At 44.0% G+C, this 25,098-nt stretch carries 18 protein-coding genes; 12 read left to right on the top strand and 6 right to left on the bottom strand.

Going from position 1 to position 25,098, the window contains the following annotated elements:
* Positions 1–194: 194 nt before the first annotated feature.
* The 5 genes from ftsE to MHH46_RS29525 all read left to right on the top strand — a co-directional run bounded on the left by ftsE (position 195) and on the right by MHH46_RS29525 (position 6,128).
* Entirely contained in the window at positions 195–881 is a 687-nt protein-coding gene (gene ftsE / locus MHH46_RS29545; RefSeq protein ID WP_036678556.1) for a cell division ATP-binding protein FtsE, read from the top strand.
* Positions 871–1,785, top strand: a complete 915-nt coding sequence (ftsX, locus tag MHH46_RS29540; RefSeq protein WP_076123828.1) for a permease-like cell division protein FtsX — start codon at positions 871–873, stop codon at positions 1,783–1,785. Before ftsE ends, ftsX begins: the two co-directional genes overlap by 11 nt.
* Before the next feature lie 28 nt (positions 1,786–1,813).
* On the top strand, positions 1,814–3,112 hold the full coding sequence (locus tag MHH46_RS29535) for a murein hydrolase activator EnvC (RefSeq protein ID WP_076123826.1): 1,299 nt from the start codon (positions 1,814–1,816) through the stop codon (positions 3,110–3,112).
* Between the two features lie 124 nt (positions 3,113–3,236).
* Positions 3,237–4,703 (top strand): S41 family peptidase, encoded by a 1,467-nt coding sequence (locus MHH46_RS29530; RefSeq protein WP_076123824.1) that lies wholly within the window; start codon positions 3,237–3,239, stop codon positions 4,701–4,703.
* Between the two features lie 114 nt (positions 4,704–4,817).
* Positions 4,818–6,128 (top strand): PDZ domain-containing protein, encoded by a 1,311-nt coding sequence (locus MHH46_RS29525; RefSeq protein WP_076192447.1) that lies wholly within the window; start codon positions 4,818–4,820, stop codon positions 6,126–6,128.
* Positions 6,129–6,519: 391 nt separating this feature from the next.
* On the opposite strand, the gene MHH46_RS29520 is transcribed toward MHH46_RS29525, so the two are convergent.
* A complete protein-coding gene (locus MHH46_RS29520; protein WP_076123821.1) occupies positions 6,520–7,173 on the bottom strand; it encodes a response regulator transcription factor in 654 nt (217 codons plus the stop codon).
* 17 nt (positions 7,174–7,190) lie between these two features.
* Positions 7,191–8,348, bottom strand: coding sequence for a sensor histidine kinase (locus tag MHH46_RS29515; RefSeq protein ID WP_076182158.1), 1,158 nt, complete (start codon positions 8,346–8,348; stop codon positions 7,191–7,193).
* A gap of 164 nt (positions 8,349–8,512) precedes the next feature.
* Here MHH46_RS29515 and MHH46_RS29510 point away from each other — a divergent pair, with 164 nt between their 5' ends.
* From MHH46_RS29510 to MHH46_RS29480, 7 genes are all read left to right on the top strand, one after another.
* Complete coding sequence (locus MHH46_RS29510) at positions 8,513–9,448, top strand: ABC transporter ATP-binding protein (RefSeq protein WP_036678569.1); 936 nt, start codon at positions 8,513–8,515, stop codon at positions 9,446–9,448.
* A 17-nt stretch (positions 9,449–9,465) separates the two neighbouring features.
* Positions 9,466–10,638 (top strand): ABC transporter permease, encoded by a 1,173-nt coding sequence (locus MHH46_RS29505; RefSeq protein ID WP_081387850.1) that lies wholly within the window; start codon positions 9,466–9,468, stop codon positions 10,636–10,638.
* On the top strand, positions 10,631–11,791 hold the full coding sequence (locus MHH46_RS29500) for an ABC transporter permease (protein ID WP_076192450.1): 1,161 nt from the start codon (positions 10,631–10,633) through the stop codon (positions 11,789–11,791). The genes MHH46_RS29505 and MHH46_RS29500 overlap by 8 nt, the downstream gene beginning before the upstream one ends.
* A 122-nt stretch (positions 11,792–11,913) precedes the next feature.
* Positions 11,914–12,237: an L-rhamnose mutarotase gene (locus MHH46_RS29495; protein ID WP_038573529.1), complete on the top strand. Its 324-nt coding sequence runs from the start codon at positions 11,914–11,916 to the stop codon at positions 12,235–12,237.
* 223 nt (positions 12,238–12,460) lie between these two features.
* Positions 12,461–13,615: a cation:proton antiporter gene (locus tag MHH46_RS29490; protein WP_076192453.1), complete on the top strand. Its 1,155-nt coding sequence runs from the start codon at positions 12,461–12,463 to the stop codon at positions 13,613–13,615.
* 277 nt (positions 13,616–13,892) lie between these two features.
* Positions 13,893–16,901 (top strand): efflux RND transporter permease subunit, encoded by a 3,009-nt coding sequence (locus MHH46_RS29485; RefSeq protein WP_076192455.1) that lies wholly within the window; start codon positions 13,893–13,895, stop codon positions 16,899–16,901.
* Positions 16,902–17,636: 735 nt separating this feature from the next.
* Positions 17,637–18,443, top strand: coding sequence for a helix-turn-helix transcriptional regulator (locus MHH46_RS29480; protein WP_076192459.1), 807 nt, complete (start codon positions 17,637–17,639; stop codon positions 18,441–18,443).
* Positions 18,444–18,582: 139 nt separating this feature from the next.
* On the opposite strand, the gene MHH46_RS29475 is transcribed toward MHH46_RS29480, so the two are convergent.
* Genes MHH46_RS29475 through MHH46_RS29460 form a run of 4 tightly spaced genes read right to left on the bottom strand, consistent with a single transcriptional unit; the run spans position 18,583 to position 24,995 of the window.
* The gene (locus MHH46_RS29475; protein ID WP_076192461.1) at positions 18,583–19,770 is read right to left on the bottom strand and encodes a copper amine oxidase N-terminal domain-containing protein; all 1,188 of its coding nucleotides are present in this window, start codon (positions 19,768–19,770) and stop codon (positions 18,583–18,585) included.
* A 44-nt stretch (positions 19,771–19,814) separates the two neighbouring features.
* Positions 19,815–21,095: a hypothetical protein gene (locus tag MHH46_RS29470; protein ID WP_076192463.1), complete on the bottom strand. Its 1,281-nt coding sequence runs from the start codon at positions 21,093–21,095 to the stop codon at positions 19,815–19,817.
* A 16-nt stretch (positions 21,096–21,111) separates the two neighbouring features.
* Positions 21,112–22,770, bottom strand: coding sequence for an HlyD family efflux transporter periplasmic adaptor subunit (locus MHH46_RS29465; RefSeq protein WP_076192465.1), 1,659 nt, complete (start codon positions 22,768–22,770; stop codon positions 21,112–21,114).
* On the bottom strand, positions 22,767–24,995 hold the full coding sequence (locus tag MHH46_RS29460; protein WP_076192467.1) for a peptidase domain-containing ABC transporter: 2,229 nt from the start codon (positions 24,993–24,995) through the stop codon (positions 22,767–22,769). The genes MHH46_RS29465 and MHH46_RS29460 overlap by 4 nt, the downstream gene beginning before the upstream one ends.
* Positions 24,996–25,098: the final 103 nt, after the last annotated feature.

The following is a 25,098-nucleotide window of genomic DNA, read 5'->3' as shown; positions in this document are numbered from 1 at the left end:
CCGCTAGGTGCTTTTTTATATGTATATGTCCAGTCACTACAAAACTTTCGAATAGTCGTGCAGTTACGGGGTACTCAATCAGTTACAGATTTGTTACAATAGATACATTGCGGAAATATTGAAGTTTATGGAAACTTGAGGTGGACAATGTCGATTCGCACAAGTGGAAAATGTCATAATTGGGAAGTGAGAAAATGATTGAAATGCAAGATGTATGGAAAACGTACCCTAACGGAACTCACGCACTGCAAGGAGTTTCAGTGAAAATCGACCGCAATGAATTCGTGTACGTTGTCGGCCCTTCCGGCGCGGGTAAATCTACTTTTATGAAATTGATTTATAGAGAAGAAGTGCCTACCAAAGGACAGATTTCGGTGGGAGGTTTCAATATAGGAAAGCTAAAACCACGCAAAATCCCTTATGTCCGCCGTAATATCGGCGTTGTATTTCAAGATTTTCGGCTTTTGCCCAGAATGACGGCATATGAGAATGTCGCTTTTGCTATGGAAGTTATTGAAGCGCCGAAAAAAGTCATCAAGAAACGTGTGAATGAGGTTCTTGATTTAGTTGGGCTGAGAAGTAAAGCGAATCGTGAGCCCTCACAGCTTTCTGGTGGTGAGCAGCAACGGATCGCTATTGCACGGGCTATCGTCAACAATCCTTCTGTTATTATTGCGGACGAGCCTACAGGTAACTTAGACCCCGAGACTTCATGGGGCATTATGCAGCTGCTTGACGAGATTAATTTTCGTGGAACAACGATTGTAATGGCTACCCATAACAGAGATATTGTGAACAAAATGCGCAAACGGGTGCTTGCGATTGAGAATGGAAACATTGTCAGAGACCAAGCGAGAGGGGAATATGGTTATGAGTTTTAAAACCTTCTTGCGACATGTGCGGGAAGGCTTCAAAAGCGTATTCCGTAATGGCTGGATGTCGATCGCCTCAATCACTTCGATTGTTGTTTCTCTTTTTGTTCTAGGTGTATTTATTCTTCTTGTTCTTAACGTAAATTCTGTAGCTGATGAGGCAGACAGTCAGGTACAGATCAAAGTGCATCTAGCTTTGAATACAGATCAGAAGATGCGTGAGACCCTGCAGACTGAAATTGGCAATATGCCGGAGATCAGCAAGATTACGTTCATCTCCAAGGAACAGGGACTTAAAGATCTCCGCGCAGATATGGGCGAGGAGGCAGCAGAGCTTCTGGAAGGGTTCGATGAAGACAATAACCCGCTTCCAGATACCCTTCAGGTAGAAGTTATTGAACCTACTACCGTTGCTTTTGTGGCTGAGAAGATTCAAGCCCTTAACAAGACACATACCGAACAGCCTATCTACAAAGTGAAATATGGCAAAGGCTCGATAGAAACATTGTTTAAAATCACGCGTGCCGTACGCAACATTGGCTTTATTTTTGTAGCGGGGCTGGCACTTATGTCTATGTTCCTCATCTCCAATACTATTCGGGTAACGATTCTTGCCCGGCGTAAAGAGATTGGGATTATGAAGCTGGTAGGCGCGACAAATTATTTTATTCGTTGGCCTTTCTTTATAGAAGGGGCATTAATTGGACTCATTGGATCATTGATTACTTCGGGTGTTTTATATGCCGGCTACAAGGGTTTGGAATCTTCGATACAGGGAGATCCAATGCTCGGATTGCAGCTGATCCCTTTCAGTGATATTTGGCTGCTGCTCGTAGGTCTGTTAGTTGGACTAGGTGTGTTGATCGGCGTCTGGGGAAGTACGGTTTCTATTCGTAAGTTTTTGAAAGTTTAATTTAAGAGTGAAGGATGGGGAGTGCGAGTTGAAGAAGATTGCCGCCGGACTAGCCGTAATGTTACTAGCTGTCACTATATTCCAACCCTCTGATGGATATGCCAAAAAAACAAGTGTTGCCGAAATCGATAAGCAATTAAAGCAGTTGCAACAAGAGGTGCAGGAAGCTAAGGCGCAGCAAGAGAAAGCGGAGTCCCAAACGCAGGAAGCGCAGCACTATAAGAATAAGACAAATATCAATTTACAATATGTATTGCAGCAAGTGGATCAAGTTAAAGGCAAAATGACCGAAATCTCTAACAAAATTTCCGACACAGAAGAATCTCTTAATGTTACAGCAACGGAATTGGATGAAGCAGAGGCACGAGTGGCCTCAAGAGAAGAACTCTTAGGATCCCGTGTCCGGTTGATGTACACCGATGGAGCGGTATCTTACCTAGATGTTTTGCTCTCATCGACAAGCTTCTCTGATTTTCTGGGCCGCACCGATTCGCTTAAGATGATTGTGGATCAGGATCAGGAGCTGTTAGTCCAACACAAGCTGGACAAGCAGACAGTTGTAGAGAAAAAGCAGGAGCTTGAGGGGCAATATGCTCAAGCCAAGCAGTTATACACCTCCTTGGAAAATCAGAGAAGCCTGCTGAAAGAGAAGGAAGCGGAGAAGCAGGAGCTTATCGCATTTTATGATAAGCAGATTCAAGAAAGCGATGATCTAAGTGAAGAGCAGAATGAGAAGCTGGTTAAGCTGGCAAGCGAACGTTCTGCTTTGGAAACCCAAAAGGATAAGATTAAAGCTGAGGAAGCAGCGCGCAAGGCAGCAGCCGCCAAAGCAGAAGCGGCACGCCGGGCAGCAGCAGCTGCCAAGAAAGCCGCAGCCAGCAAGGCAAGCAGCAGTTCAAGCTCCAGCTCCTCAACCGCGTATGCTGGTGGAGATGGACCCTTCCTGCTCCCTGTAGGCTCGGCAAGAATCTCCTCCTCCTACGGACCACGGACACACCCTATTACGGGGGAGAAGGGGAAAGTACACACCGGGGTAGACTTTGCAGTTCCACAAGGAACCAATATTCATGCGGCTGATTCGGGAACGGTAATCGTAGCTGAATGGTATAGCGGTTATGGATATTGTGTAATTATTGATCATGGCGGCGGAGTTTGGACCCTCTACGGACATATCCGTAAAGGTGGTATCAAGGTTAGTCCTGGGGATAGAGTCAATCGTGGGGATGTGATTGCTGAATCCGGTTCTACAGGTAATTCGACGGGCCCCCATCTCCATTTTGAAGTTCGGATCGACGGCAAGACAGTAAATCCGATGCCTTATCTCTAATTTTTAAGAACTTATAACTCATATTATTTGAGCGTACGGCATATACTGGAAGAGATACCGTACCTTTCAGGACGGACTTATGGAGTTGTTTGCGAGATGGACAAGAAGGGACGGTGGGAACATCATGTTAAAAAAAAGCACAGCGGCGTTTATGATTATCGCCGCCCTGCTATGCGGTAGTCTGGTGACCTTGGGCGTGACGGGTTATAGTCATGTTATCGGACAAGCTGCAGGAGAAGGGCTGGCCTCAGCATTGCAGGTTACTGGCCTTCAGCAGAAGGAATCCCAGAAGCTTGGAACGGCTCTCAGTCTGATTGAGAGCAATTACTACGAGACAGTAGATCGGGAGAAGCTGATAGACGGTGCTGTCAACGGTATGATGGAAGCGCTGGGCGATCCTTATTCCAACTATATGGGCAAAGAAACAGCTGAGAAATTCGAAGAAAGCATTGAGGGTTCCTTTTCAGGTATCGGTGCGGAGGTCTCTTCGGATAATGGCAAGGTAGTCGTGGTCTCTCCGATCAAGGGCTCACCTGCTGAGAAAGCTGGGATTCAGGCCAAAGATGTTATTCTGTCCGTTAACGGTGAATCGTTGGAAGGCATGGAGCTGAATGCAGCTGTTGCCAAGATTCGCGGTCCTAAGGGCAGTGAGGCCACTTTGAAAATACAACGTTCCGGCTCTGTAGAGCCACTCGAATTTGTTCTTACCCGGGATGATGTAAAGCTTGAAACAGTCTACGCTACCATGGAAAAGGACAATGTGGGTGTAATCGAGGTTACGCAGTTCTCCCTGAATACCGCAGAACGATTCAAGGAAGAGCTGGAGAAGCTGGAGAAGCAAGGCATGAAGGGACTTGTTATTGACGTCCGTAATGATCCAGGTGGTGTTCTTCCGATTGTTATTGAAATGGCAGAGCAATTCGTTCCAGCTGGCAAATCTATAGTGCAAATAGAATATAAAGACAAAAAACGCGAAGTTAGTACCTCAAAAGGATCGAGTAAAGCTTATCCAGTGGTCGTGCTGATGAATAAAGGTAGCGCAAGTGCTTCGGAAATATTGGCGGGTGCTTTGCAGCAGTCGGCAGGAGCTAAGCTAATCGGTGACAATTCTTTCGGTAAAGGTACCGTGCAGACGAGCTTTGACAAACAGCTTGGAGACGGCAGCTTGCTGAAAGTTACCATTGCCAAATGGCTTACGCCAGACGGCACATGGATCCACGGTAAGGGCATTAAACCTGATATCGCGGTAGCGCAGCCGGATTACTTCTCGGTGGCTCCGATTAACAAGAGCGTGGCGCTGCAATATAATATGAACAACGCTGATGTGAAGAGTGCACAGACGATGCTGGACGGTTTGGGTTACAAGCCTGGACGTAAAGATGGCTATTTCGATGCTGGCACTAAGGACGCAGTGAAGAAGTTCCAAAGTACAGCAAAGCTCCAAGTCACAGGCATAATTGACGCCAAGACAGCCGAGGCGCTGGAAGCAGCGCTGATCAAGGTCATTCAAGACCCTGTTCACGACAACCAACGGAATAAAGGGATTGCTGAGATTCAGAAGGAAATTAAGGCGGCAGCGTCGAAAAAGTAAGAAGGCTGAATTCAGCCTTCTTTTTTTCTTTTAGATATGAAAATGCCAACCGACGTAGAGGAATTAGAATATATACAAATCAGTCATCGGACGAAAAGGAGTGTGACGAACAGTTTGAATGTGATTCAGGAACTGTTAGGAAGCTTGGGCACTGCGTTCTTACACTTATTGATCCAGCCGTATTACTACATTGCTATTATATTTATTGCGTTATATTACCGTAGGCAGGTGGCATTAGAACGAAAGCTGATACATGTGAAATTACATAGCTGGGGTCAGGAAACGTGGCGGACGGTATGGAGTGGTCTAGTCATGGGTTTGGTCGTCTCTATAGCAGCCGTTCTGCTAGGAATATCATTATCAGGTACGGCTGTAGCCTGCATTTGGGTAGTTAGTCTCGTGTTGTCACTATTGCGTGTACGGTATTTGTGCTTCGCGTATTCTATAGGCTTGTTAGGTATCATTCAATTTGTAATTTCTTTCTTTCCAGATGCTTTAGATAGTGGAACGGTAGGGAATATTACCATCGCCATACGGGAGATGGATATTCCTGCTTTGCTAGTGTTAGCTGCGCTGCTGCACATGGCGGAGGCACTGCTGGCCCGCAGACAAGGGGCCAAGCTTGCAACGCCGCTCTTCCTGAAGGGGAAGCGCGGCATGGTCGTTGGCGGCTATCAGCTGCAGGCCTTCTGGCCGCTGCCGCTGTTCCTGCTGCTCCCATCGGGAGCAGGAACGGATTTGCCATGGCACTCGCTGCTCGGCGGCAGCCTTGGCATCGTCTCTTTGCCCGTCATCATCGGCTTCAGCGAGATGACACAGGGCATGCTGCCCGGGCGCAAGGCGGCCCGCACTGCAGGACGGCTGCTGATCTACAGCATCGTCCTGCTCGGCTTAAGCCTGCTTGCCGCTTGGTGGAGCCCGCTGACTCTGGTCGCGGCGCTCGCAGCTATTGTGCTGCACGAAGGGTTAAGCTGGTACAGCGCTCTGGAAGAGCGCAGCATCAGCCCCATCTTCGTGCATCCACCGCGCGGCCGCAAAGTGCTGGCCGTGCTGCCGGGCAGTCCCGGCCAGGAGCTGGGCATCCTGCCCGGCGAGATCTTACTGAAGGTCAACGGGGTCCTGTTGACCGATGCGGCGCAGCTACATGAGGCGCTGCGCATGAATCCAGCGTTCTGCAAGCTGGAGGTGCTGAACCGTGAAGGGGAGAGCAAATACCTTCAAAGCCCGATCTATGATGGGGATCACCATCAGCTCGGTATTATTTTGGTGCCGGAGACAGATGGGATGATTACCGCTGAGGCGAAGCCTTCCAGCATCTACAGCATCATCGGGATGAAGACAGGCATACGCAGTCGGAACCTTCCGGACGGCCAACTTAAACGAAAAAAAACCACTGAAGCCAAGCAGGAATCAGCGGAAGGATAACTAGAAGATGCCCCATAAGCCATGAAATGGTGAATGGGGCATCTTTGTTTTTGATTAGATGGTAGTTTTGCGTGCGAGAAGTTGCTATCGGACCCAGTTGCCCCTAATCGCAGCATTTTCGCTTTTTTAGAATGGTAACGGACCCCAAAGCCGCTATTGGCATCAAAAATACCCCAAATGAGCCTCTTTCTGAGGAATAACGTCGCTGGGGTCCGAAACTCTGCTCAAAAGCCGATAAAATTGTAAATAGCGTCGCTGGAGTCCGAACCCGCGTCCAAGGAGCAGCGCGTCACTGGAGTCCGAACCCGCGTCCAAGGAGCAGCGCGTCACTGGAGTCCGTAAGAAAAACTAACTTTGGCAGTGGACTATTCATATGCTATATGTTACTAGTTCAACCTTGCCTATTCTTCAAATAAAAAATTGCAATTTGCGTACGATCGCGGAGCTCTAATTTGCTTAATATATCCGTTATGTAATTTTTGACGGTACCCTCGCTTAAAAAAAGCTGTCCGGCGATTTCTTTGTTGCTATGCCCCTCAGCGATAGAAGCCACTACAGCCAACTCTGTTTTGGTCAATCCGAAGGATTCCAGTGGCTGTACCTGTGGCAATTCTTGCCGTGCCGTGGGCTGCAGAAAGGTTGCCAGCTTGCGGGCGATATCAGGGTGGATAAGCATGTTCCCTTCAAAAACCGTTTTAATGCCCTGGATGATCCGGTCTGGCGGTATGTTTTTGAGCAAATATCCACTAGCTCCGTTACGCAGTGCCTCAATGATATATTCATCATCGTCGAAGGTGGTCAGCATCAATATTGCAATTTGCGGAAAAGCCTGCTTAATCTTCTCCGTTCCTTCAACGCCACCGCAGCCGGGCATGCGGATATCCATCAGAGCCACATCGGCCATTAATCCTTCTTGAAGTAATTCCAAGGCTTCGTTACCTTCACAAGCTGCTCCAACAACTTCAATATCTGGGTCCATCCCTAGCAATACTTGCAGACTTTGGCGAATAAAGGGGTCGTCATCAACAATTAACACTTTAATCATTAGCATGGCTCCTTTCGTTATACAATCTCATCTTGCTTATAAATGGGCAGCCGCGTAATGACTGTAAAATGTGGCTCCTGCCTTAGTTCGAGTGTTCCACCGATCAGATGAGTGCGCTCGTACATGCCTTTCATCCCGTCCCCACCACTCCCCAATAATTTGCGGAGCTTCTCTTCTTCTGGAAGTGATCCATTGTTGCTAACCTCCATAGTGATTCCTGCTTGCACATAGTCAATTTTGATCCGGATGGACGTTGCTTTTCCATGCCGCAAGGCGTTAGTTATAGCCTCACGGGCGTTTTTGTACAGGATCACTTGAATACTAGGATAGAGCGGATAAGGTATGCCTTGTACTTGGTATGAGGTCTCGATCCCCGTCTCACGCCCAATCTCTTCGAGCAGCCGGTCTAACGCATAAGCTCCCTCAAGCTTCGGGGTATAGTTGATACGTTTAACTGCGGACCGCATATCGTCCATGCTAGCCGACAGCTGGTCACGAATCAATTCCATCATTTGCATTCCGCTCTCGGGAGAGGTGGGCAAGGTCTGGAGGGCGGCCTCCATCATCATTTTAATCCGGATTAACCGGTGGCCGATATCGTCATGGAGCTGGCGTGAGATTCGGACGCGCTCTTTGGACTGGGCAGACTCTTCTACTTGCGCGCTGAACTCCAGCAGGCGGTTGCGAGCTTCATCGAGTTCGAAATGCTTTTTGCGCAACTCATCATATAGAAGAAGAGTGTCTTCGCGCCGCTGGCCAGCTTTCAATAATAGCTTATTTAGGTAGGCAGTGAGCAGAAATGAAAGGTTAATGTAAGTCACTACGAGTGATGGAGAATTCTTGAGTGCAACGTTCAAAGCTATCAGATGTACACCTGTGAACACGTAAGGCACTGCTTTAGGCTGGAGTCTGGAATAATAAAGCAGTGCTGATATAGCGGGGAAAATCATCATGCTGCCATATTGATAACATAACCAGGCCGTGAACAAGATTTCAATGATACTAATCAAAGCATGAATGGATCGAGGGAGCTTTGGCACCATGACCACAAGGAATAGAAGCATCAGGATATGCAGCGTGAAGATTCCATAATCGTTATATTGATAGACATAAATGGTAATAAACGCAGGGATTAAGATGAGTCCGTAACGCAATAAGTTTAGCTCTCTGGGCACGCCTTAGTCATCCTTTATGTTTTTTAATAATCTTAGCATATTATCCCACTACTTCAGGAGATGACTTTAGTCACCTTCAAAAAATGACCTTTCGTACATCCGCAAAAATTCAACCTAGAATAAAATTGAAAATATAGAAGCACACACGACAGGGGAGATAAGAGATGGCAATCGCGGTGTTGACCGATGTGGTGAAACGGTATGAGAACAAATTAACGGTAGATCATGTGAATGTTACGATTCAAGCAGGAGAGATCTTTGGCCTGCTAGGCCCGAACGGGGCAGGTAAAAGTACAACTATAAGTATGATTTGCGGCCTGCTAAAGATTGATAGTGGAGACATTGTTATTGATGGGTTATCAGTCTCTTCGTATGCACTGGAGGTTAAGAAAAAGATCGGCTTAGTTCCGCAGGATTTGGCTTTGTACAATACAATGACAGCAGCAGAAAATGTAACTTTTTTCGGAAGATTGTATGGTTTGCGGGGAAAATTGCTGAAAGAACGGGTGGCGGAAGCTCTTGCTTTCACAGGACTTAGTGACCGGGCCAAAGAAAAACCAGCCACCTTCTCCGGAGGGATGAAGAGACGTTTGAATATCGCTTGTGCCATCATGCATCATCCAAAGCTGATTATTATGGATGAGCCGACCGTAGGGATTGATCCGCAGTCTCGTAATCATATCCTTGAGTCGGTCAAAGAGCTGAATCGGCTTGGCTCAACCGTCATCTACACTAGTCATTATATGGAAGAGGTTGCAGCCATTTGTGATCGGGTAGCGATTATGGATAAGGGACATATCATTGCTTGTGGCACGGAAAAGGAGCTGCGGGAACGGGTTTCTCAAGAAGAAAAAATAGTGGTCAAAGCAACGAACATCACCCCGGAGCTAATCAATGAGCTTAGTCTACACCCGCGGATCACGAGAGTGGAAAGTAAAGAGGGAACGGTAGAAATGTATCTCCCCTCCTCACAGGATGAGCTGCAGGATATCTTATTTATTTTTGCTAAACATGAAGGCGTTATTGGTTCTTTAAATATTGAGGAGCCGGATCTGGAGACTTTATTCCTTAGTTTGACAGGACGGACATTGCGCGATTAAAGGAGGGAGAGAACGCTTTGAGAAATATTTGGACAATTATGATTTATGAGCTTCGCAGGCTGTTTATTTCACGCTCAATCATCATTAATATGTTTCTGCTACCGCTGCTTTTGATCTTTCTGCTGGGTGCTTCCCTCTCCAGTGTAATCGGTGATAAGGCAGCGTCTAAGATTGACCCTGTACGTGTTGGTGTAGTTAATCTTTCTGGAGAAGGGTATGAAAGCTCGGCGATGATAGACAGCTTTTTGAAGACGCCGGAGCTTAAGGATATCATTATTCCGGTCAAAGTAGGGAGCCGAGAGACAGCGGAAAGTGGCCTGCGCGCCGGGAAATATGGTTATGCGGTTATTGTTCCCCTAGGCTTCGATAAGAAAGTACAAAGCGGCGAAACTGCAAAGCTAGAGTTTGTTCTGGGCAAAGATCGGACAGATAACATGGTTGCGGGGACGGTATTCGATAACTTTTTGAACAATATTAACTATAAGCAATCCGTAGCTATGACGTTGGGTCCAGAAGCTTTGACTGCTACTGCACCAAGTTTGGGAGAGCAGCCTTCTGTTAAGGTTGGGGCGCTCAGTGAAGGTGGCCGATCCTATACAGCCTCCCAATTCTATGCGGTATCCATGATGCTGATGTTTCTGCTATATAGCGGTTTGACCGTCAGCAGCTCTCTTTTTAATGAAAAAGAAAATCACACCCTCTTCCGAATAACCTCAATGCCGGTAAAAGGTTCTGAGCTGTTTATTGGTAAAATGCTAGGCGTAGGGGTTGTAAGTGTAGTGCAGTGCGCAGCGATTATTATCCTGACTCATTTGTTGTTTGGCGTAAATTGGGGCAATCGTCCGGGCTTGCTGCTGCTCTTCTGTCTCTTAATGATCATAGCTTCCATGACATTATCGATTGTTATTTCAATGTTTTGCAAAACTAAAGCAAGTGCAGGAAGTATTGTTAATGTTATCACTGTGGTCATGACCTTCATTAGTGGAGGGATGGCTCCACTTCCGGAATCATGGGTGAACTCGGTCGGGGCATTTACCCTGAATCACTGGGTACTACAAGCTGTTCTAAAAATGATGCTGCATGCAGAGGTCTCAGAGATTTTGCCGAATCTGCTGGTCTTGTCGATCATCTGTCTGGTTCTATTCAGTGCAGCGGTTATCTCGTACCGGAAGGTAGGTTACCATGGATAAGATCTTAACGATTGCTTGGAATATGGTGAAAAGAACGATTGGTTCTCGGAATGGGCTGCTTTCGTATATTCTTCTGCCATGTCTTGTCGTGGCCGGGGTAGTAGCAATTAGTGGAAGTATGGGTGAGAGACCGGCTACTATTTTATATTCGAATATGGACGATGGTGCAGCGGGCAAACATTTGCTTACCGAGCTGGAGAATACCGGTGATTATAAGCTGGTAGAGAAGACAGATGAGGCTGATTTGAGGGAGAGTATTATCGATCAGAACGGAGAAGCCGGTATTTTGATACCGCAAAACTTCACCTCCGCACTGCTTGCTGGAGAAGAGCCACAAATTAGTGTGTATGAGCTTAAGGCTACTGAAACATCCATTATGGTAAAAATGAAAATCAGTGTAATTGCTGATGAAATGCGAAACACTGCTGGACTAATTGGAGCAGCTCGGACTGAGGCTACGGACTCGGACTCACAGTTTGCTGCCGTAATGCAAAGAGCTGAGCAACATAGTGTAGGCAGTATAAGAACAGATTATGATTTATATCCCAAAGAGGGCTTAAGCATCGTCACAGGATTTACTTTGATGTTCTTAATGGGGCTGGTTACAAGTTCAGTGTCGCTTATTATGGATGATCGAAGAGAACGAACAATGAAACGTATGTTCAGTGCCCCGGTTCGTTCGTATGAGATTGCCCTCGGTAATTTTCTGGGAAGCTTCATTGTTGGGTTAATTCAAATTGTTGTAGTACTTGCTTTGGGCCGTTATGTACTGCAGTTTGACTTTGGATTACCGCTCTACTTGTATTTTTTGGTTCTTGCAGCATTTATGCTCGTTTCCATGGGCTTAGCCAGTACGGTAGCAGGTCTGATTCGCAATCCCAATAATACTGGCATGCTTAATTCGCTGATCCTGACCCCGACCTGTATGCTTGGAGGCTGTTTCTGGCCGTTATCCATTATGCCGGATTATATGCAGAAGGCAGCTAATTTTGTACCGCAAAAATGGGCGATCCAAGCGATCGATATCGCTGCTACAGGTGGAGGCTGGAATGAATTATGGCTGCCTTTTGCCATCTTGGGTCTTATGGCCGCGGTGCTGCTGGCGATTGGTTCTGCTATTCTACGTCCGAGTGAAGCCGGAATTAACGCTTAAAAAATTTACAGATCATATAGATATGCATAGCTTGGACTACTCTATTCAGGTACAATAATAGGTATCAAATGTCCCTAGTTCTTAATATGTGTAAAAGAGGGGATTTCTAGGAGGATGAGCAGATGAGCAGCAATAAATTGGCTTGGACATGGCGGGTGAAGGAAGAATGTTTAGAGGAGTATGTAGCTATGCATTTAAATCCTTGGCCAGAAATTTTGGAGGAGCACAGTAAGGCTGGTATTTCTAACTATTCCATCTTTCAGAATGGCAATCAATTTTTTTACTGTTATGAGTGTGAGGATAGTAAGGCGGCTTTTGATTACATTGCCAAAAGTGATGCCTGCAACCGCTGGAATGCGATTACCTCTAAGATGGTTGAAGGGTCATTTGATTTCAATGATGAGGTGCCTATGCAGCCCTTACGTGAAGTGTTCTATCTGAAATAAGCAATTCAATTCTAGAACAAATCAAATGTGCATAATTTATATTATCGGCGCATCTGGTTTACAGTTATTTTAAATATAGGTATAATATAATTTATAAAGTTAAATTGAATAATTATTTGTTTTTTGGAGGAGCCTGTCAACAAGGGCTCCTCTTTGTCTTTTTTTGGCTTGGAGAAGCTCCTGGTTGGCAGTTCTTATATACAACAAGGGAGTGGATTGAAAGATGGAGTTTGTTTTATATCTTATGCTGATCATATTGTTCACCAAAGTAGCTGGTGATCTATCTGTGCGGCTTGGGCAACCAGCTGTGCTAGGCAAGCTTATTGTGGGAATCATACTGGGGCCTGCGGTACTGGGCTGGGTTCAGGATGGAGAGTTTATTCATTATATCTCTGAGATCGGTGTTCTACTGTTAATGTTCATAGCGGGGCTTGAGACGGATCTGGATCAATTGCGCAAGAACTGGAAATCAGCTTTTGCAGTAGCCGTCGGTGGAATTATATTACCCTTTTTGGGTGGGTTCGCCTTAGGAGAAATGTTTGGTTTTGCTTATCATAATGCATTGTTTATGGGCGTTATTCTTAGTGCAACATCGGTCAGCATATCGGTGCAGGTGTTAAAAGATATGAATAAGCTGAACACACGTGAAGGCTCTACAATTCTGGGGGCTGCCGTAGTAGATGATATTCTAGTTGTTATTTTGCTCGCTGTTCTGATGAGCTTTTTCGGTACAGGGGCAGACGTTTCTATTGGTCTTTTAATTGGGAAAAAGGTGTTGTTCTTTGCCGTAGCGATTATTGCCGGCTGGTTCATTGTTCCTCGGGTCATGAAATGGATGGCTCCGTTGAAGGTGACAGAGGCGATTATTTCAGCAGCGTTAATGATTTGTTTCGCATTCGCCTATTTTGCTGAAATCATGGGGATGGCAGGAATCATTGGTGCCTTTGCGGCTGGGATTGCTATCTCGCAAACTTCCTTTAAGCACACGGTAGAATCCAAGCTCGAGCCGATTGCTTATTCGATTTTTGTGCCGGTCTTTTTTGTAAGTATCGGACTTAGTGTTTCCTTTGAAGGAGTAGGCAGTCAAATAGGCTTCGTGATCTTGCTTACGGTTGTTGCCATTCTGACCAAGCTGTTTGGTGGCGGTCTGGGTGCGCGTCTTACAGGCTTTGATAACCGCTCGTCTGCCATTATTGGGTCTGGGATGATTTCACGGGGGGAAGTTGCGTTGATCATTGCCGCCACAGGGCTGCAAAGCGGCTTGTTACAGCAACAGTATTTTACTTCGGTCATTATTGTTGTCATTGTAACTACACTTGTAACGCCGCCACTATTGAAATTTATGTTCCGTGATCCAGTACGTGCGGAAGGGAAATAAACCATAACAAAAGGGAGTCCTGTTGGTCATTTATATGGCTAACGGGGCTCTTTTTTTATGCTCACGTTCCAGTTGCCATCATGAAGAAAAAGGACGGGGATCTGTCTACAGAAGGGGAAAGTTCCCCGTCTTAAGACTGAGTACGAAACCAGCCGTAGGGCTGTTTTGAGTTCAGCCAAAAATGACTAAACTAAATCTCGGGATGGAAATTAATACATAATCAAACAGACATAAGGGGAGTGCCAGAAATCATGTGGAGTGGAAGGGGAAAAAGAAAATGAAATGGTTAACAAAATGGTCGTTCGGTAACAAGGCTGCGGTGGGGCTTTTAGTAGTCATGGCTCTTGTGGTGGGAGGGATGAGCTACACTTCGCTACCGATGGAATTTATGCCAGAGGCGGATAATCCTCAAGTGACTGTAACTGTGCTGGGTCCTGGCCAGGATACACATGCTATGGAGACTAATGTAACGAAGCCGATAGAAGCTGGAGCAGCTTTTGTGAAAGGGAAGAAGGAAATACTGTCCACTTCCGGAGACGGATATGCGCAGGTAAATATTTTTTATGATTCGAAAACGAATATGAAGGATGCTGCGCAGGAGGTTCAGAAGGTCGTCGATTCATTGAAGTTCCCGGAAGGGGTAATGGCTCCTTTTGTACTTCAGTTGAATACCTCCATGATTCCTGTATCACAGGTTACTCTTGCTTTTGACGAAGGCCTGACTAAAGAGAATCTTAAGCTTGCGGAAGAGACTATCATTCCAGAGATGCAAAAAGCTGAAGGGGTAGCGAACGTTGCTTTATATGGTAAGGTAACTCCGCAGGTCAGCGTTAAGCTGGACCCGAAATTAATGGCTGAGAAGGGAGTCACGACTCCACAAGTATTAGGTTTACTTCAAGGACGTAATGTATCGGCATCCCTTGGGGAGCAAACGATTGGTGGGCAGACCGGCAATGTTAACGTAGTTTCTACGATAGATAGTATGGATACTTTGAAAAAGCTTCCTGTATCTGCGGGCGTTAAGCTACAGGATATCGCTGCTGTCGAATTGAAGCAGGATCAGGAAAGTGTCAGCCGTTCGAACGGGAAAGACGTTCTATTCGCCATAGTGACCAAAGAGGCTAATGCGAATGCAGTCAGTGTCGGAGATAACATTCAGGCTGCCGTAGATCATATTAATACAACCACTCCTAATGCAGAAGCAGCAGTGGTATTCAGTACATCGGATATGGTAGTTAGCTCGGTAAACAGTATGATGCGTGAGGTATTGCTAGGTGCATTATTTGCGACGATTGTGATTCTGTTGTTCCTGCGTAACCTGCGGGCTACTCTGATTACGGCAGTATCCATCCCACTTTCGTTAGCAGTCACCTTATATCTGCTGAATATTTCCGGCATAAGCTTGAATATCATTACACTCGGGGGAGTCGCGGTTGCGGTAGGCCGCTTGGTCGATGATAGTATCGTGGTGATTGAGAACATTTACCGTAGGCTGCAAAAAGAACCCTTTTCCCGTGAAATGATTATTAGTGCAACTGGGGAAGTGGCTAGAGCGATTACCTCATCAACCATTGCTACCGTAGCAGTATTTCTGCCGATGGGTCTCTTGCGTGGTAGTTTGCAAGCTTTCTTACTGCCGTTTGCTTTAACAGTGACCTATTCATTGCTTACTTCACTAGTAGTAGCTTTGACGGTTGTTCCTCTTTTAAGCTCATGGCTGCTGAGAAGAACATCAATGAAAGAACACGAACCTTCTAAATGGTTTATCCGCTTTCTGGACTGGAATCTTCGCCGTAAATGGGTTAGCTTATCGTTGGGTCTCCTGCTTCTGATTGGCTCCATTGCTGCTTATGTGACTATGCCCAAAGGGGCGCTCGATGCTTCGGATGCCAGCTATGTTTCTGTTCAGATGAATTATCCGAAGGATGTTCCTGTCAAAGATATTTTGGAAAAGGGAAAGCAGTTAGAACAAGATTTGATGAAGCAGCCACAAGCAGAAACGGTAATCATGCAATCAGGGAATAGTGCGGACGCCGCTAAGTGGGGGAGTGTTACCTCTGAAACCTTAGTGGACTATACCGTTGTTATGAAAAAAGGTGCAGATGCTCAGGCTTTTATTGATCATGTTCGTGAGGTAAAAGATTCATACACTGGAGCAACACTTGTTGCTAACCAAATGAGTATGATGGGATCCAGCTCTACCAGCGAATATATTGATATTGTCGGAGATAATCTTACGGATATTACTACTGTAGCAACAGAAGTTACTGCTAAGCTGAAGACCGTAGAGGGGATTCAAAAAGTCAGCAGCAATATGGAGGATACGAAACCTGTATTTTCCTTTAAGGTAGATCCGGCGCAAAGCAATGCGCAAGAGATTTCAATGCAGCTGTCAGCGATGCTTAATCCGATTCCAATGGGGCAAATTGAGCTCGATGGTGATGCAGCAGGTGTAGTGTTAGATCCTATGGTTCAGCCGCAAACGGAGCAGGATTTAAAAGCGCTGACGCTCATGACGGCTGAGGGGCCGAAGCCACTGTCTCAGCTCGCAACTTACGAGGTTCGGAATGAATCAGCAATGTTGTTCCATAAAGATGGGAAGCCGTATGTACGAATTACAGCAGAGGTTGATCCGAAGAAGGTATCTGAGATCGGTGCGAATATTAAAAAAGAAACCGATAGTCTTACACTTCCGAAAGGCGTGACCTTATTTGCAGGCGGAGCGTCAGTTGATCAGTCAGAGGATTTCAACGACTTGGGCATGACGGCATTGATCTCCATCGGGTTGGTCTATCTGATTATGGTACTCACCTTTAAAACCCTTCGGGCTCCACTGGCGATTATGTTCTCCTTGCCGCTCGCGGCGATTGGTGCGATTGTTGGACTTATCGTGTCCGGTGTAACGCCTGACTTCACTGCTCTGTTCGGGGCGTTGATGTTAATAGGTATTGTTGTTACGAATGCCATTGTGCTCATTGACCGGATTAAGCAAAATGAAGCCAATATGAGTATCCACGAGGCTATTCTAGAAGCTGCCGGAACACGGATGCGTCCGATTCTCATGACGGCGATTGCCACCATCTGCGCCATGACACCGCTGCTGTTCGGCCATGCCGAGATGGGCAGCATCGTCTCGCAAAGCTTGGCGATTGTAGTCATTGGCGGATTAACCGCAGCAACACTGCTTACGCTGATTGTAGTGCCGGCGATTTACGAGTTGTTCTACTTCCGTAAATCGGCAAAAGAGCGTAAAGGAGCAGAAAAGACTAATGCTCCGGCGCTTTAAATAAGCAAACGGCAAGCCTCCGGGTTAATGGGGCTTGCCGTTTTTTTTGTTTTGTTACAAATTCTTATAATTATGGAGTTAACTTGTCTAAACTAATAGCCAAAACTTTGTTTAGGAAAGGCTGAAAGGCGCTTTGCCAGATTGCAATATCCCCCCCCTGAAATAAATATTTATTTTTTAATTTTAAATATTGCTATTTTCACAACAATGTACAGAGCATTTAACATAATTATTAAAAAAGATATTATTGGGAATATTCTATTTACCGCAGAAAACGCCAATATAAATAATGAAAACAAAAGTAAAAATGGAATAGACTTTGTATACTTTCTACTGAAAATCCCTACTAAACTCTTGATGGAATTCATTCCTTTCAGGGTAGCAGATATAAATATGTTGAGCATGATTTCTCGCTAGTCTAAGATTCCATTGTGAAATTTTTTTCTAATCAACGAATATCCTTATTTTCATAGAAAAAATGGATTTCGTATATATTCTAGGTAGGATATAGACAAGTGGTAATTGTTATGCTCTATTCTTTTTTTACGAAATTCCAAGAATACAGGACAGGTGAAAAGTTCTTATCAAATAATCGGCCATAGAAAAATAACCCAAACAATGTTATTTCAATTCTTACTAATCTCCCATAACCCTAACTAATTATGTCATTGTTTTCCTTTGGATGGAGTGCTATGCTCTGTTTAATAAATACCATTAGTTAGGAGAATCGACTGTTTGAATATTCTTGAATGCGAACGAGCTTGGTTTACAGTAGATGATGTAGATAAAAAATCTAATAATTCCTTGTGTGAATTTTACCAACCCTGGAGTAACCTCAAAACAGAAAAATCCTTTTCTATAGAAGAGCTGGTTCCCTACGAGATTTTAGTTGAAGTATTACATTCAGAATTGGCGAAAGTAATGGAATTTCTCTTATTGCCCTTTGTCTTTTTCTTAACAGATCAAGCCGGCAATATTATTAATATTGTCAGTCCATTCGAAACGTTTCAGGAGAAAGTAGATCATTATGGAATTAGGAGTGGAACTAATCTTTCGAAGCAAATCTCTGGAGTGAATGCAGTTTCTTTAGCGATGGAGGTTGAGTCAATTGCAGTAGTGCGTGGAGAAGAGCATAGTATGCCAATGTTTAAAGAGTGGAATTGTGTATGCGCTCCTATAATGATAAATGATTGTATATGTGGATATATAGACATCTCATTTGAAGCCGAGAGGCAACTTGGTTTTTCGATTCTCTTTATTAAACAATTATCCGAAAAGATTGTGTTGAAGTTGAAGGAACGAAGCCCGAAGTTAATTGAGTACATATTTCAGGAGAAGTGTGATTTGTATCGATTATCCCCTAGAGAGAGAGAGGTAGCGTATCACTGGGCACTAAGAAAAGGGGCGCTGCAAATTTCCAACGACCTTAATGTGAAAGAGGGAACTGTGCGGAATATCGTTAAGAGTATTTACAGTAAGATGAATATCAGCGAGAGATGGGAATTGATTGAAAGATTGGCCATTGTGGTCCCAACTATTTAGGAACTGTTCTATATCCGTATCAGCCAGAGAACGTAGGGGAAGCGGGTAAGATTGAGCTCCGGCGCTTTAGATAAGCAAACGGCAAGCCTCCGGGTTAATGGGGCTTGCCGTTTTTTTGTTTTGTTACAAATCCTTATAATTATGGAGTTAACTTGTCTACACTAATCGGATAGGTCTGATCCAGCATCCATTTGCCTGCTTTGGATTTCTTCAGCGTTGTGACAGAGGTGGAGCGGTTATCCTGAAACTCAGGACCCTTAAGCTTGATGCTCGTCTGAACCATATATACGGCTGCGGTATCCTGGGTATAATGAATGATTTTGGCAGATTCCAGAGTGAACTTTAGATCATAGACTGTGAAAATTTGGCTGAAGAGCTGTTTGGTTTGTTCGAGAGCAGGGGACTCAGGATCAATAGTAGATAGCACACCTTGAATATTCTCTGCATTGGTATAGTCCAAGTTGCTCTTAAGCACAGCTAATATATCCGTTTCATCCGACTTCGTCACAGCTGGCTTAGCGTTCAGCAGTTTATCTGGGAGTATATATTGTACGCCTTTAATCTGCAGGTTGTTGATTTTCCAGTCTTCAGTGCTGGCAGTACGCGTTAAGCTATAAATATATTCAGAGGTATTGTCTAAGGTGAATGGACCGCTGAGGTGTGTAGTCGTTTCAACGGTGTGAACCGTAGCCTCTGTGGGTTGAAGGCTGATAACCTCTAATTGATCAAGTGAAGTGGTCAGATCGTATTGTTCCATTTGGCTCTTAATCTGTGGCCCGATGACCACAAGAGGAGACTTGCTATCGATTAGGCTCATGAACCCTTCATAATTCTCATTGTTGGTATAGGTTACGTATTTTTCAAAAAAAGCATTGATTTCCTGCGGGTTTACCTGGTTAGTCTTGCCTGTAATGGTTACTGTCTTCGAGTGTGCATTCCAGGAGACTTCATTACCTGTAGCCTCCCCAACGAAGCGCAGCGGAATGTAAGTGGAATTATTGATGAGCTTAGGGGCAACAGAAAGTTGGGTTATTACACCATTGACGCTGGCCTGCTTGCTGCCTGGTCGCAGTGTAATCGTAAGCCCTTCCTTAGTACCTGTTATGGTACCTGTGGTATGATTCCAATCGATTGAAAGTCCTAGTTTTTCAAAAACCGGGCGAAAAGGAACGACAATTGTACCATTATCATTGAAGGGAGCCTGTCCCTTCAGTGCGAGCTGTTGCTGATTGATCTGAATGGAGATTGGCTTCTCTGCGGCATGGACAGGCCAGGCGATAGCGGTAGAAAGAAGAGTTGCTGCGATTAGGCTAGATATGGTTTTCAACTTGTGATATCTCCTTTGGGTTTTGAATGATAAATTAATAGTTATTAGAGGATAACTCCACTAAGAGCCAAAGTAACTTTTGCTTGGAATAAACCGTACTTTACTTTTTGCTTATCGAATTGCCGATTTAAGTTTAGTAAATCCAGCTTGTCCTGATCTGCCTGAGCCGCTGAGATTAACCCGCTATTTAGGAGAGTATCATTATCCTGGGAGACGCGTACGAGTTCCAATTGCTGCTCTTTTAGTTCTGAATATTCAAAATCAATTTCATTTGCTTCCGGCTTATAACTAGCCAGTTTTTCTTCGAGTTGTTGTTGTACTATATTTTTGTGTGCAATCTGGCTAGACCATAGGACTGAATAATAAGTGATGAGTTCAGCATCGGAAGCTTTAGCTGCATCAAGATTATCTTTGGCGAGTGTGATACGTGCATCTTCTTCGCGTAAATCATAATTACTAGAGAGGCTAATTACTGTATTACAATTCACAGGCTCTGGTGTACTGGAAATGACATCATCTAGAAGGACTTCTGAATAGGATGATAATCCTAACTCAAGCTTAAATTGTTCTAACTGAGCTTCATAACTTCGAAGGTTACGTTCAAAAATAGATTTTCGTACTATGTTTTTACGATTAAAATCGTCCAAACTTCTCTTAGACAGAAGACCATGCTCATAGGACCGCAAGGTATCCTCAGACTGTTGAAACCAATATTGGCTTTCTTGTTTGTCATATTCAATCGTTTTTTTTAGAGAAGAGAGTTGATAATATTTCTGCACAGCATAGTAGCGGATGAGGGCTTCTGTTTTTTGAAGTCGTAACTGATTAATTACTTTATCTGTTTCTAATGTGCGTAACTGGTCACGAAATTCCTTAAGCTGCGCTATTTTAGTCTCTTGATTGTAACTGTTTTGGCTTTCATTCTGAGCGCTAACCCATTGATTCAGAGATGTGTTAATCATAATTTGAATGAGAATGGATTGATTGACCCCTGCCTGTTCTTCTTCACTTAAATCAGCGTAACCAGGAATACTATTGATAAAAATATCAGGATTTACTGGCAGCAGCCCACTGGTTGTGACTACATTTTTTTGCTCCAACTTTTTCTCTTCAGATGATACATATGAAAATTTGGAATCCGTTTCTGCAATATTCCATTGTGAGAGCTTGATATCTACATAGTTAGTTAATGCTAGCTGGATTGCTTCTTCCATGGAAAGCGATTTTATTGCGCTAGATACCTGCGTATCAGCATAAACTGTAATGGAATGCGGCAATAGGAGTAATAAGAAGGCGAGTATCAAGAGAGCTGATTTCTTTAACATTTAGCTGGCAACCTCACTATTCCTTTAAGTTGATTTTTTCAAGAACAAAATCAATGATCTTCTTGGAGTCGGTAATAACAGAGGCTTGCGCTATCATCCCTACACGAAGCTCTCCACGTTCACCTCTGCGATTAACAAGGGGGTCATTGGATATCGTTGCCTCCACCAGATAGTAGCTTAGACCGTCTTGCTGAACAATTGAATCTGTGCTGATAGATGTAATCGTACCTTTTTGGGAACCAAAATTTTGTTTAGGAAAGGCTGAAAAGCTGAAATCAACTTTATTGCCAATCGCTATTTTTCCTGCTTCAGCATTAGGTACAGCGATGCTCATTTTATATTTTGACTCGTTGCTAGGTATAATGGAGATCAAGGCTTCGCCGGATTGTACCATGTCCCCGATGCTGGTTTCTTTTAAAATATTAATGGTCCCGGAAATTGGTGCTATGAGCAGTCTTTTGTCTCGTTCAAGCTCAAGTCCCTTAACAGCCTCTTGCAGCGTAATTAAGGTTCTTTTATTTTCTTCTATTGCTGAATGAATCTGTACAATACGGTCAAGTTTCAGTTTTTTCAATGAGGTTGCTTCAGATGAACGGTTAAGTTTCTCTTGATTCAGTAAATCATTTTGCTGCTCAGCCAGTTGTTTCTTTTGCATTTCTAAAGTTTTTCGTTCTGAAACTGATGGATCGTGCCCATTTTTTAGCAAATCGAGGCTGACCTCTATCTCAACCAATTGCTGATTGTAATTGGTGATATTGCTTTCTGAGCTGAGCACGGCTTCGGTTTGGAATTGGTTGATTTGCAAATATGAACTTTCATATTGATGCTGTTCATCTGTAATCTGGGATTGAGGCACAAGGCGGTCCCCCAAGCTGAGCGAACGATTGTAGATTTCTTTTTTCTCAGCAGATTGTTTAGACAGTTGGACATATTTAATTTGGTATGTATTATATTGTTCCGTCCGTTTGGTATCTTCAATTGGAAGAAGATTTTGATTCTCTTTGATGGATTGCACAAGCAATTTCTCGTTTGCAATTTCAACATTTAGCAGTTTCTTTTTTCGTTCCAATTCAATTTTATTCTGAAGAGATTTATCCGAACTAGATTCGGCACTAAAGGTAGCAGAATCTTGCAAGCCTATATTCTCGTGAATGGCAGCTGTAAGCTGATCCTGGGTTCCTTGAAAGGTCTGCTGCTGCTGGCTGTATTCAAGGAGAAATTGTTCTACCATGTCATAATAGTAACCCTCGTCTGTACGTTCAGAAGAAAATTGATTATCTAAATTGCTAATGCTTTGTTTATACAGCCCGAGATAGTGCAGTTTCTTAGTGAGCTTATTGATTTCTGAATTACGATTGGATAATTCTATATCAAGTTCTTTATGCTCAAAGGAAATTAACCGCTCGCCCTCTTTAATTTGCATCCCTTCATGGACATATACCTGTTCCACTTTTCCCACAGATGAAGTCTGAATGGTACTGACTTTTTCATTGGGTCTAACTACAGCAGAGGCTTTAGCAACTTCATCGATCTGGCCAAAATATGACCAGACTAACGCAGCCCCCAATAGAATGAATAAGATAAGTATGAAAATGGAAATCACAGGACTGGTCTTGGATTCCATGATTTCTCTGCTATCTGTCATTTCTGATAAGTTATGAATTTGTACACTCATACGAGAGACACCTCGCCTACTCCTGCAGCAGCATGTTGAATGGTGTGATCTTGCTTTTGCTCAATCCCGGGGAGTTGATCTTTCCACAAGCCATAGTATTTTCCACGGTAATCCAGAAGCTCCTGATGTGTTCCATGCTCAATGATCCGCCCTTGGTCCATGACATAAATTCGGTCACAGCGCATGATTGTACTCAGCCGGTGAGCGATAATAATCGTAGTCATGTCTTCGAAAGCATTGATCGTCTCCGATACAGCCTTCTCCGTTGTTGAATCCAGGTTACTGGTAGCTTCATCCATAATAAGGATATCCGGTCGTTTCAGCACCGCTCTGGCGATAGCCAGTCGCTGCTTCTGTCCTCCGGAAATATTGGTCGCATTCTCTTCTAACAAAGTGTTGTAACGGAGTGGAAGCTGATTGATGAATTCGTGAGCCTGTGCGGTTTGGCAGGCGGTAACAATCTGTTCCAGATCCAGATCCTGATCGACACCCAGACATAGATTTTCCCGAATTGTTCCGCTAAAAAAGAAAGTATCCTGTGAGATATATGCGATCCGCTGTCTTAAGCTATCTAAATGAATATCTTTAATGTTGTAGTTGTTAATTAAGATATCGCCTTTTTCGTGTTGGTAAAATTGCATAATTAATTTGATCAGGGTGGTTTTACCCGAGCCGCTCTCACCGACAAAGGCGACTTTCTCGCCCTGTCTAAGTCTCAAATCAATATCATGAAGTACAAGGGAACGTGTACCATATCTGAAGCTGACACGATCAAATCTAATATCACCTTTTAATGAAGCAGGTTGAATCTTCTTGTCCTCATCCTCAAGCTTCTCCGCTTCTAAGTCGAGTATTTCCCCCAATCGGTCCGCCGCTACAACAGCTGTTTGCAGGGTAGGCTGGAGATTGATGAGATTTTGAATAGGTTCAAGGAAGTAAGCAAGTAATGAGTTATAAGTGATAAGTTGACCCATGGTCATATTTCCTTTTATTACTTGATTACCACCTACCCAGAGGATTGCTACACCTCCAAGCAACTGAACCACACCTTTTAGCGAGCCTTGTATATTATTGAAAATACCAAAGCTGAACACGGATTTCAGAAACGTGATGAATTTCTGTTCCGTCTCAAAGCCAACTTTAGACTCCGCATGGTAGGCTTTGACCGTCTCGATACCGTCTATGGATTCAACGATGTAGGAGGTAAGTTGGGCGTTTTTCTCCATTTGTTCACGGTTTAACCGGTCGAATGGCTTGTGGAATCCCCACACTAACGCTAGATACAAAGGAACCAGCAGCACAGTTACACCAAATAAAAGGGCACTCTGCGAATAAAGAATGATTCCCCCCGCAATAACCATGATAATATCGATCATGATGGTTAGGGTTGCGCTGGAGATGGCATCCCGTACCTTAGAGGCATCCATAAGTCTTGAGATGATTTCCCCCGTCTTGCGAGTACCAAAAAAGTTCATGGGTAGCTTCAACACATGATGGTAATAGCCGAGAATTAGCGAAATATCAAGCTTTTGGCTCAATGTTAGTAGAATGTGACTACGAAAAGCGTTCAATAAAACTTTGAATAGATATAGAATGATTACTCCAATGGATACTATATTCAGAGTCTTCTTTAAGCCAAAAGGAAGAATCTCATCTAGCAGAAATTGAAAATAAAAGGCTGATAATATACCTAATATTGTATAGAGCATGGATGTCAAAAAAATTCCTAGTAGCATTCTTCTCTGAGGAATAAGTAAACCAAAAAAACGAGTGAATAAACCCTTGGACTCACCGCCCTTTTTGAACTGAGGGGTAGGAACCATTAATATGAGAACACCGGTCCAGATTTTAAAGAAGTCTTCTGGTGTATATTTAACAATGCCCTTCGCAGGATCCGAAACGACAACTGTTTTTTTTGTGATTTTATGAATAACAACGTAATGCAATAAAGTTTGGTCTATGACCACATGAGCAATAGCCGGAAGGGGGAAATCTTCGAAGAATGCCTCGTGAGTCCCTTTTACAGCCTTGGCAGTGAATCCTAATTTTTCAGCAGCTTTAACAAGGCCATAGGCGCTGGTACCCATTTTATCGGATCCCGACATCTCGCGAATTTTAGTTATAGGATAGTTGAGACCATAGTTTTTACTTATAGTGGCGAGACAGGCAGCCCCGCAGTCTTTAATATCTTGTTGTTTGACACATTGGTATTTAGTGAATGCCATATAATCCTCCGAAAAGCAATTATTAAATGATGATTTTATATTGTGACCTGTGCTATACAATGAATCATTTATCTTTGTTGCTCATGTAAAATGCAATGAAAAA

It is taken from the genome of Paenibacillus sp. FSL H8-0175 (genome assembly GCF_045040615.1).
In the GTDB taxonomy this organism is placed as follows: domain Bacteria; phylum Bacillota; class Bacilli; order Paenibacillales; family Paenibacillaceae; genus Paenibacillus_AQ; species Paenibacillus_AQ odorifer.
The sequence above is the reverse complement of the archived record's forward strand: the minus strand, read 5'-3'. Positions and strand labels throughout refer to the sequence as shown.

What these genes read in the sequence shown, in the direction of transcription:
- MHH46_RS29510 (WP_036678569.1), top strand. Translation starts at nt 8,513, where the DNA reads ATGGCAATCGCGGTGTTGACCGATGTGGTGAAACGGTATGAGAACAAA.
- MHH46_RS29500 (WP_076192450.1), top strand. Translation starts at nt 10,631, where the DNA reads ATGGATAAGATCTTAACGATTGCTTGGAATATGGTGAAAAGAACGATT.
- MHH46_RS29520 (WP_076123821.1), bottom strand. Translation starts at nt 7,173, where the DNA reads ATGATTAAAGTGTTAATTGTTGATGACGACCCCTTTATTCGCCAAAGT.
- MHH46_RS29530 (WP_076123824.1), top strand. Translation starts at nt 3,237, where the DNA reads ATGTTAAAAAAAAGCACAGCGGCGTTTATGATTATCGCCGCCCTGCTA.
- MHH46_RS29465 (WP_076192465.1), bottom strand. Translation starts at nt 22,770, where the DNA reads ATGAGTGTACAAATTCATAACTTATCAGAAATGACAGATAGCAGAGAA.
- ftsX (WP_076123828.1), top strand. Translation starts at nt 871, where the DNA reads ATGAGTTTTAAAACCTTCTTGCGACATGTGCGGGAAGGCTTCAAAAGC.
- MHH46_RS29470 (WP_076192463.1), bottom strand. Translation starts at nt 21,095, where the DNA reads ATGTTAAAGAAATCAGCTCTCTTGATACTCGCCTTCTTATTACTCCTA.
- MHH46_RS29490 (WP_076192453.1), top strand. Translation starts at nt 12,461, where the DNA reads ATGGAGTTTGTTTTATATCTTATGCTGATCATATTGTTCACCAAAGTA.
- MHH46_RS29460 (WP_076192467.1), bottom strand. Translation starts at nt 24,995, where the DNA reads ATGGCATTCACTAAATACCAATGTGTCAAACAACAAGATATTAAAGAC.
- ftsE (WP_036678556.1), top strand. Translation starts at nt 195, where the DNA reads ATGATTGAAATGCAAGATGTATGGAAAACGTACCCTAACGGAACTCAC.
- MHH46_RS29485 (WP_076192455.1), top strand. Translation starts at nt 13,893, where the DNA reads ATGAAATGGTTAACAAAATGGTCGTTCGGTAACAAGGCTGCGGTGGGG.
- MHH46_RS29495 (WP_038573529.1), top strand. Translation starts at nt 11,914, where the DNA reads ATGAGCAGCAATAAATTGGCTTGGACATGGCGGGTGAAGGAAGAATGT.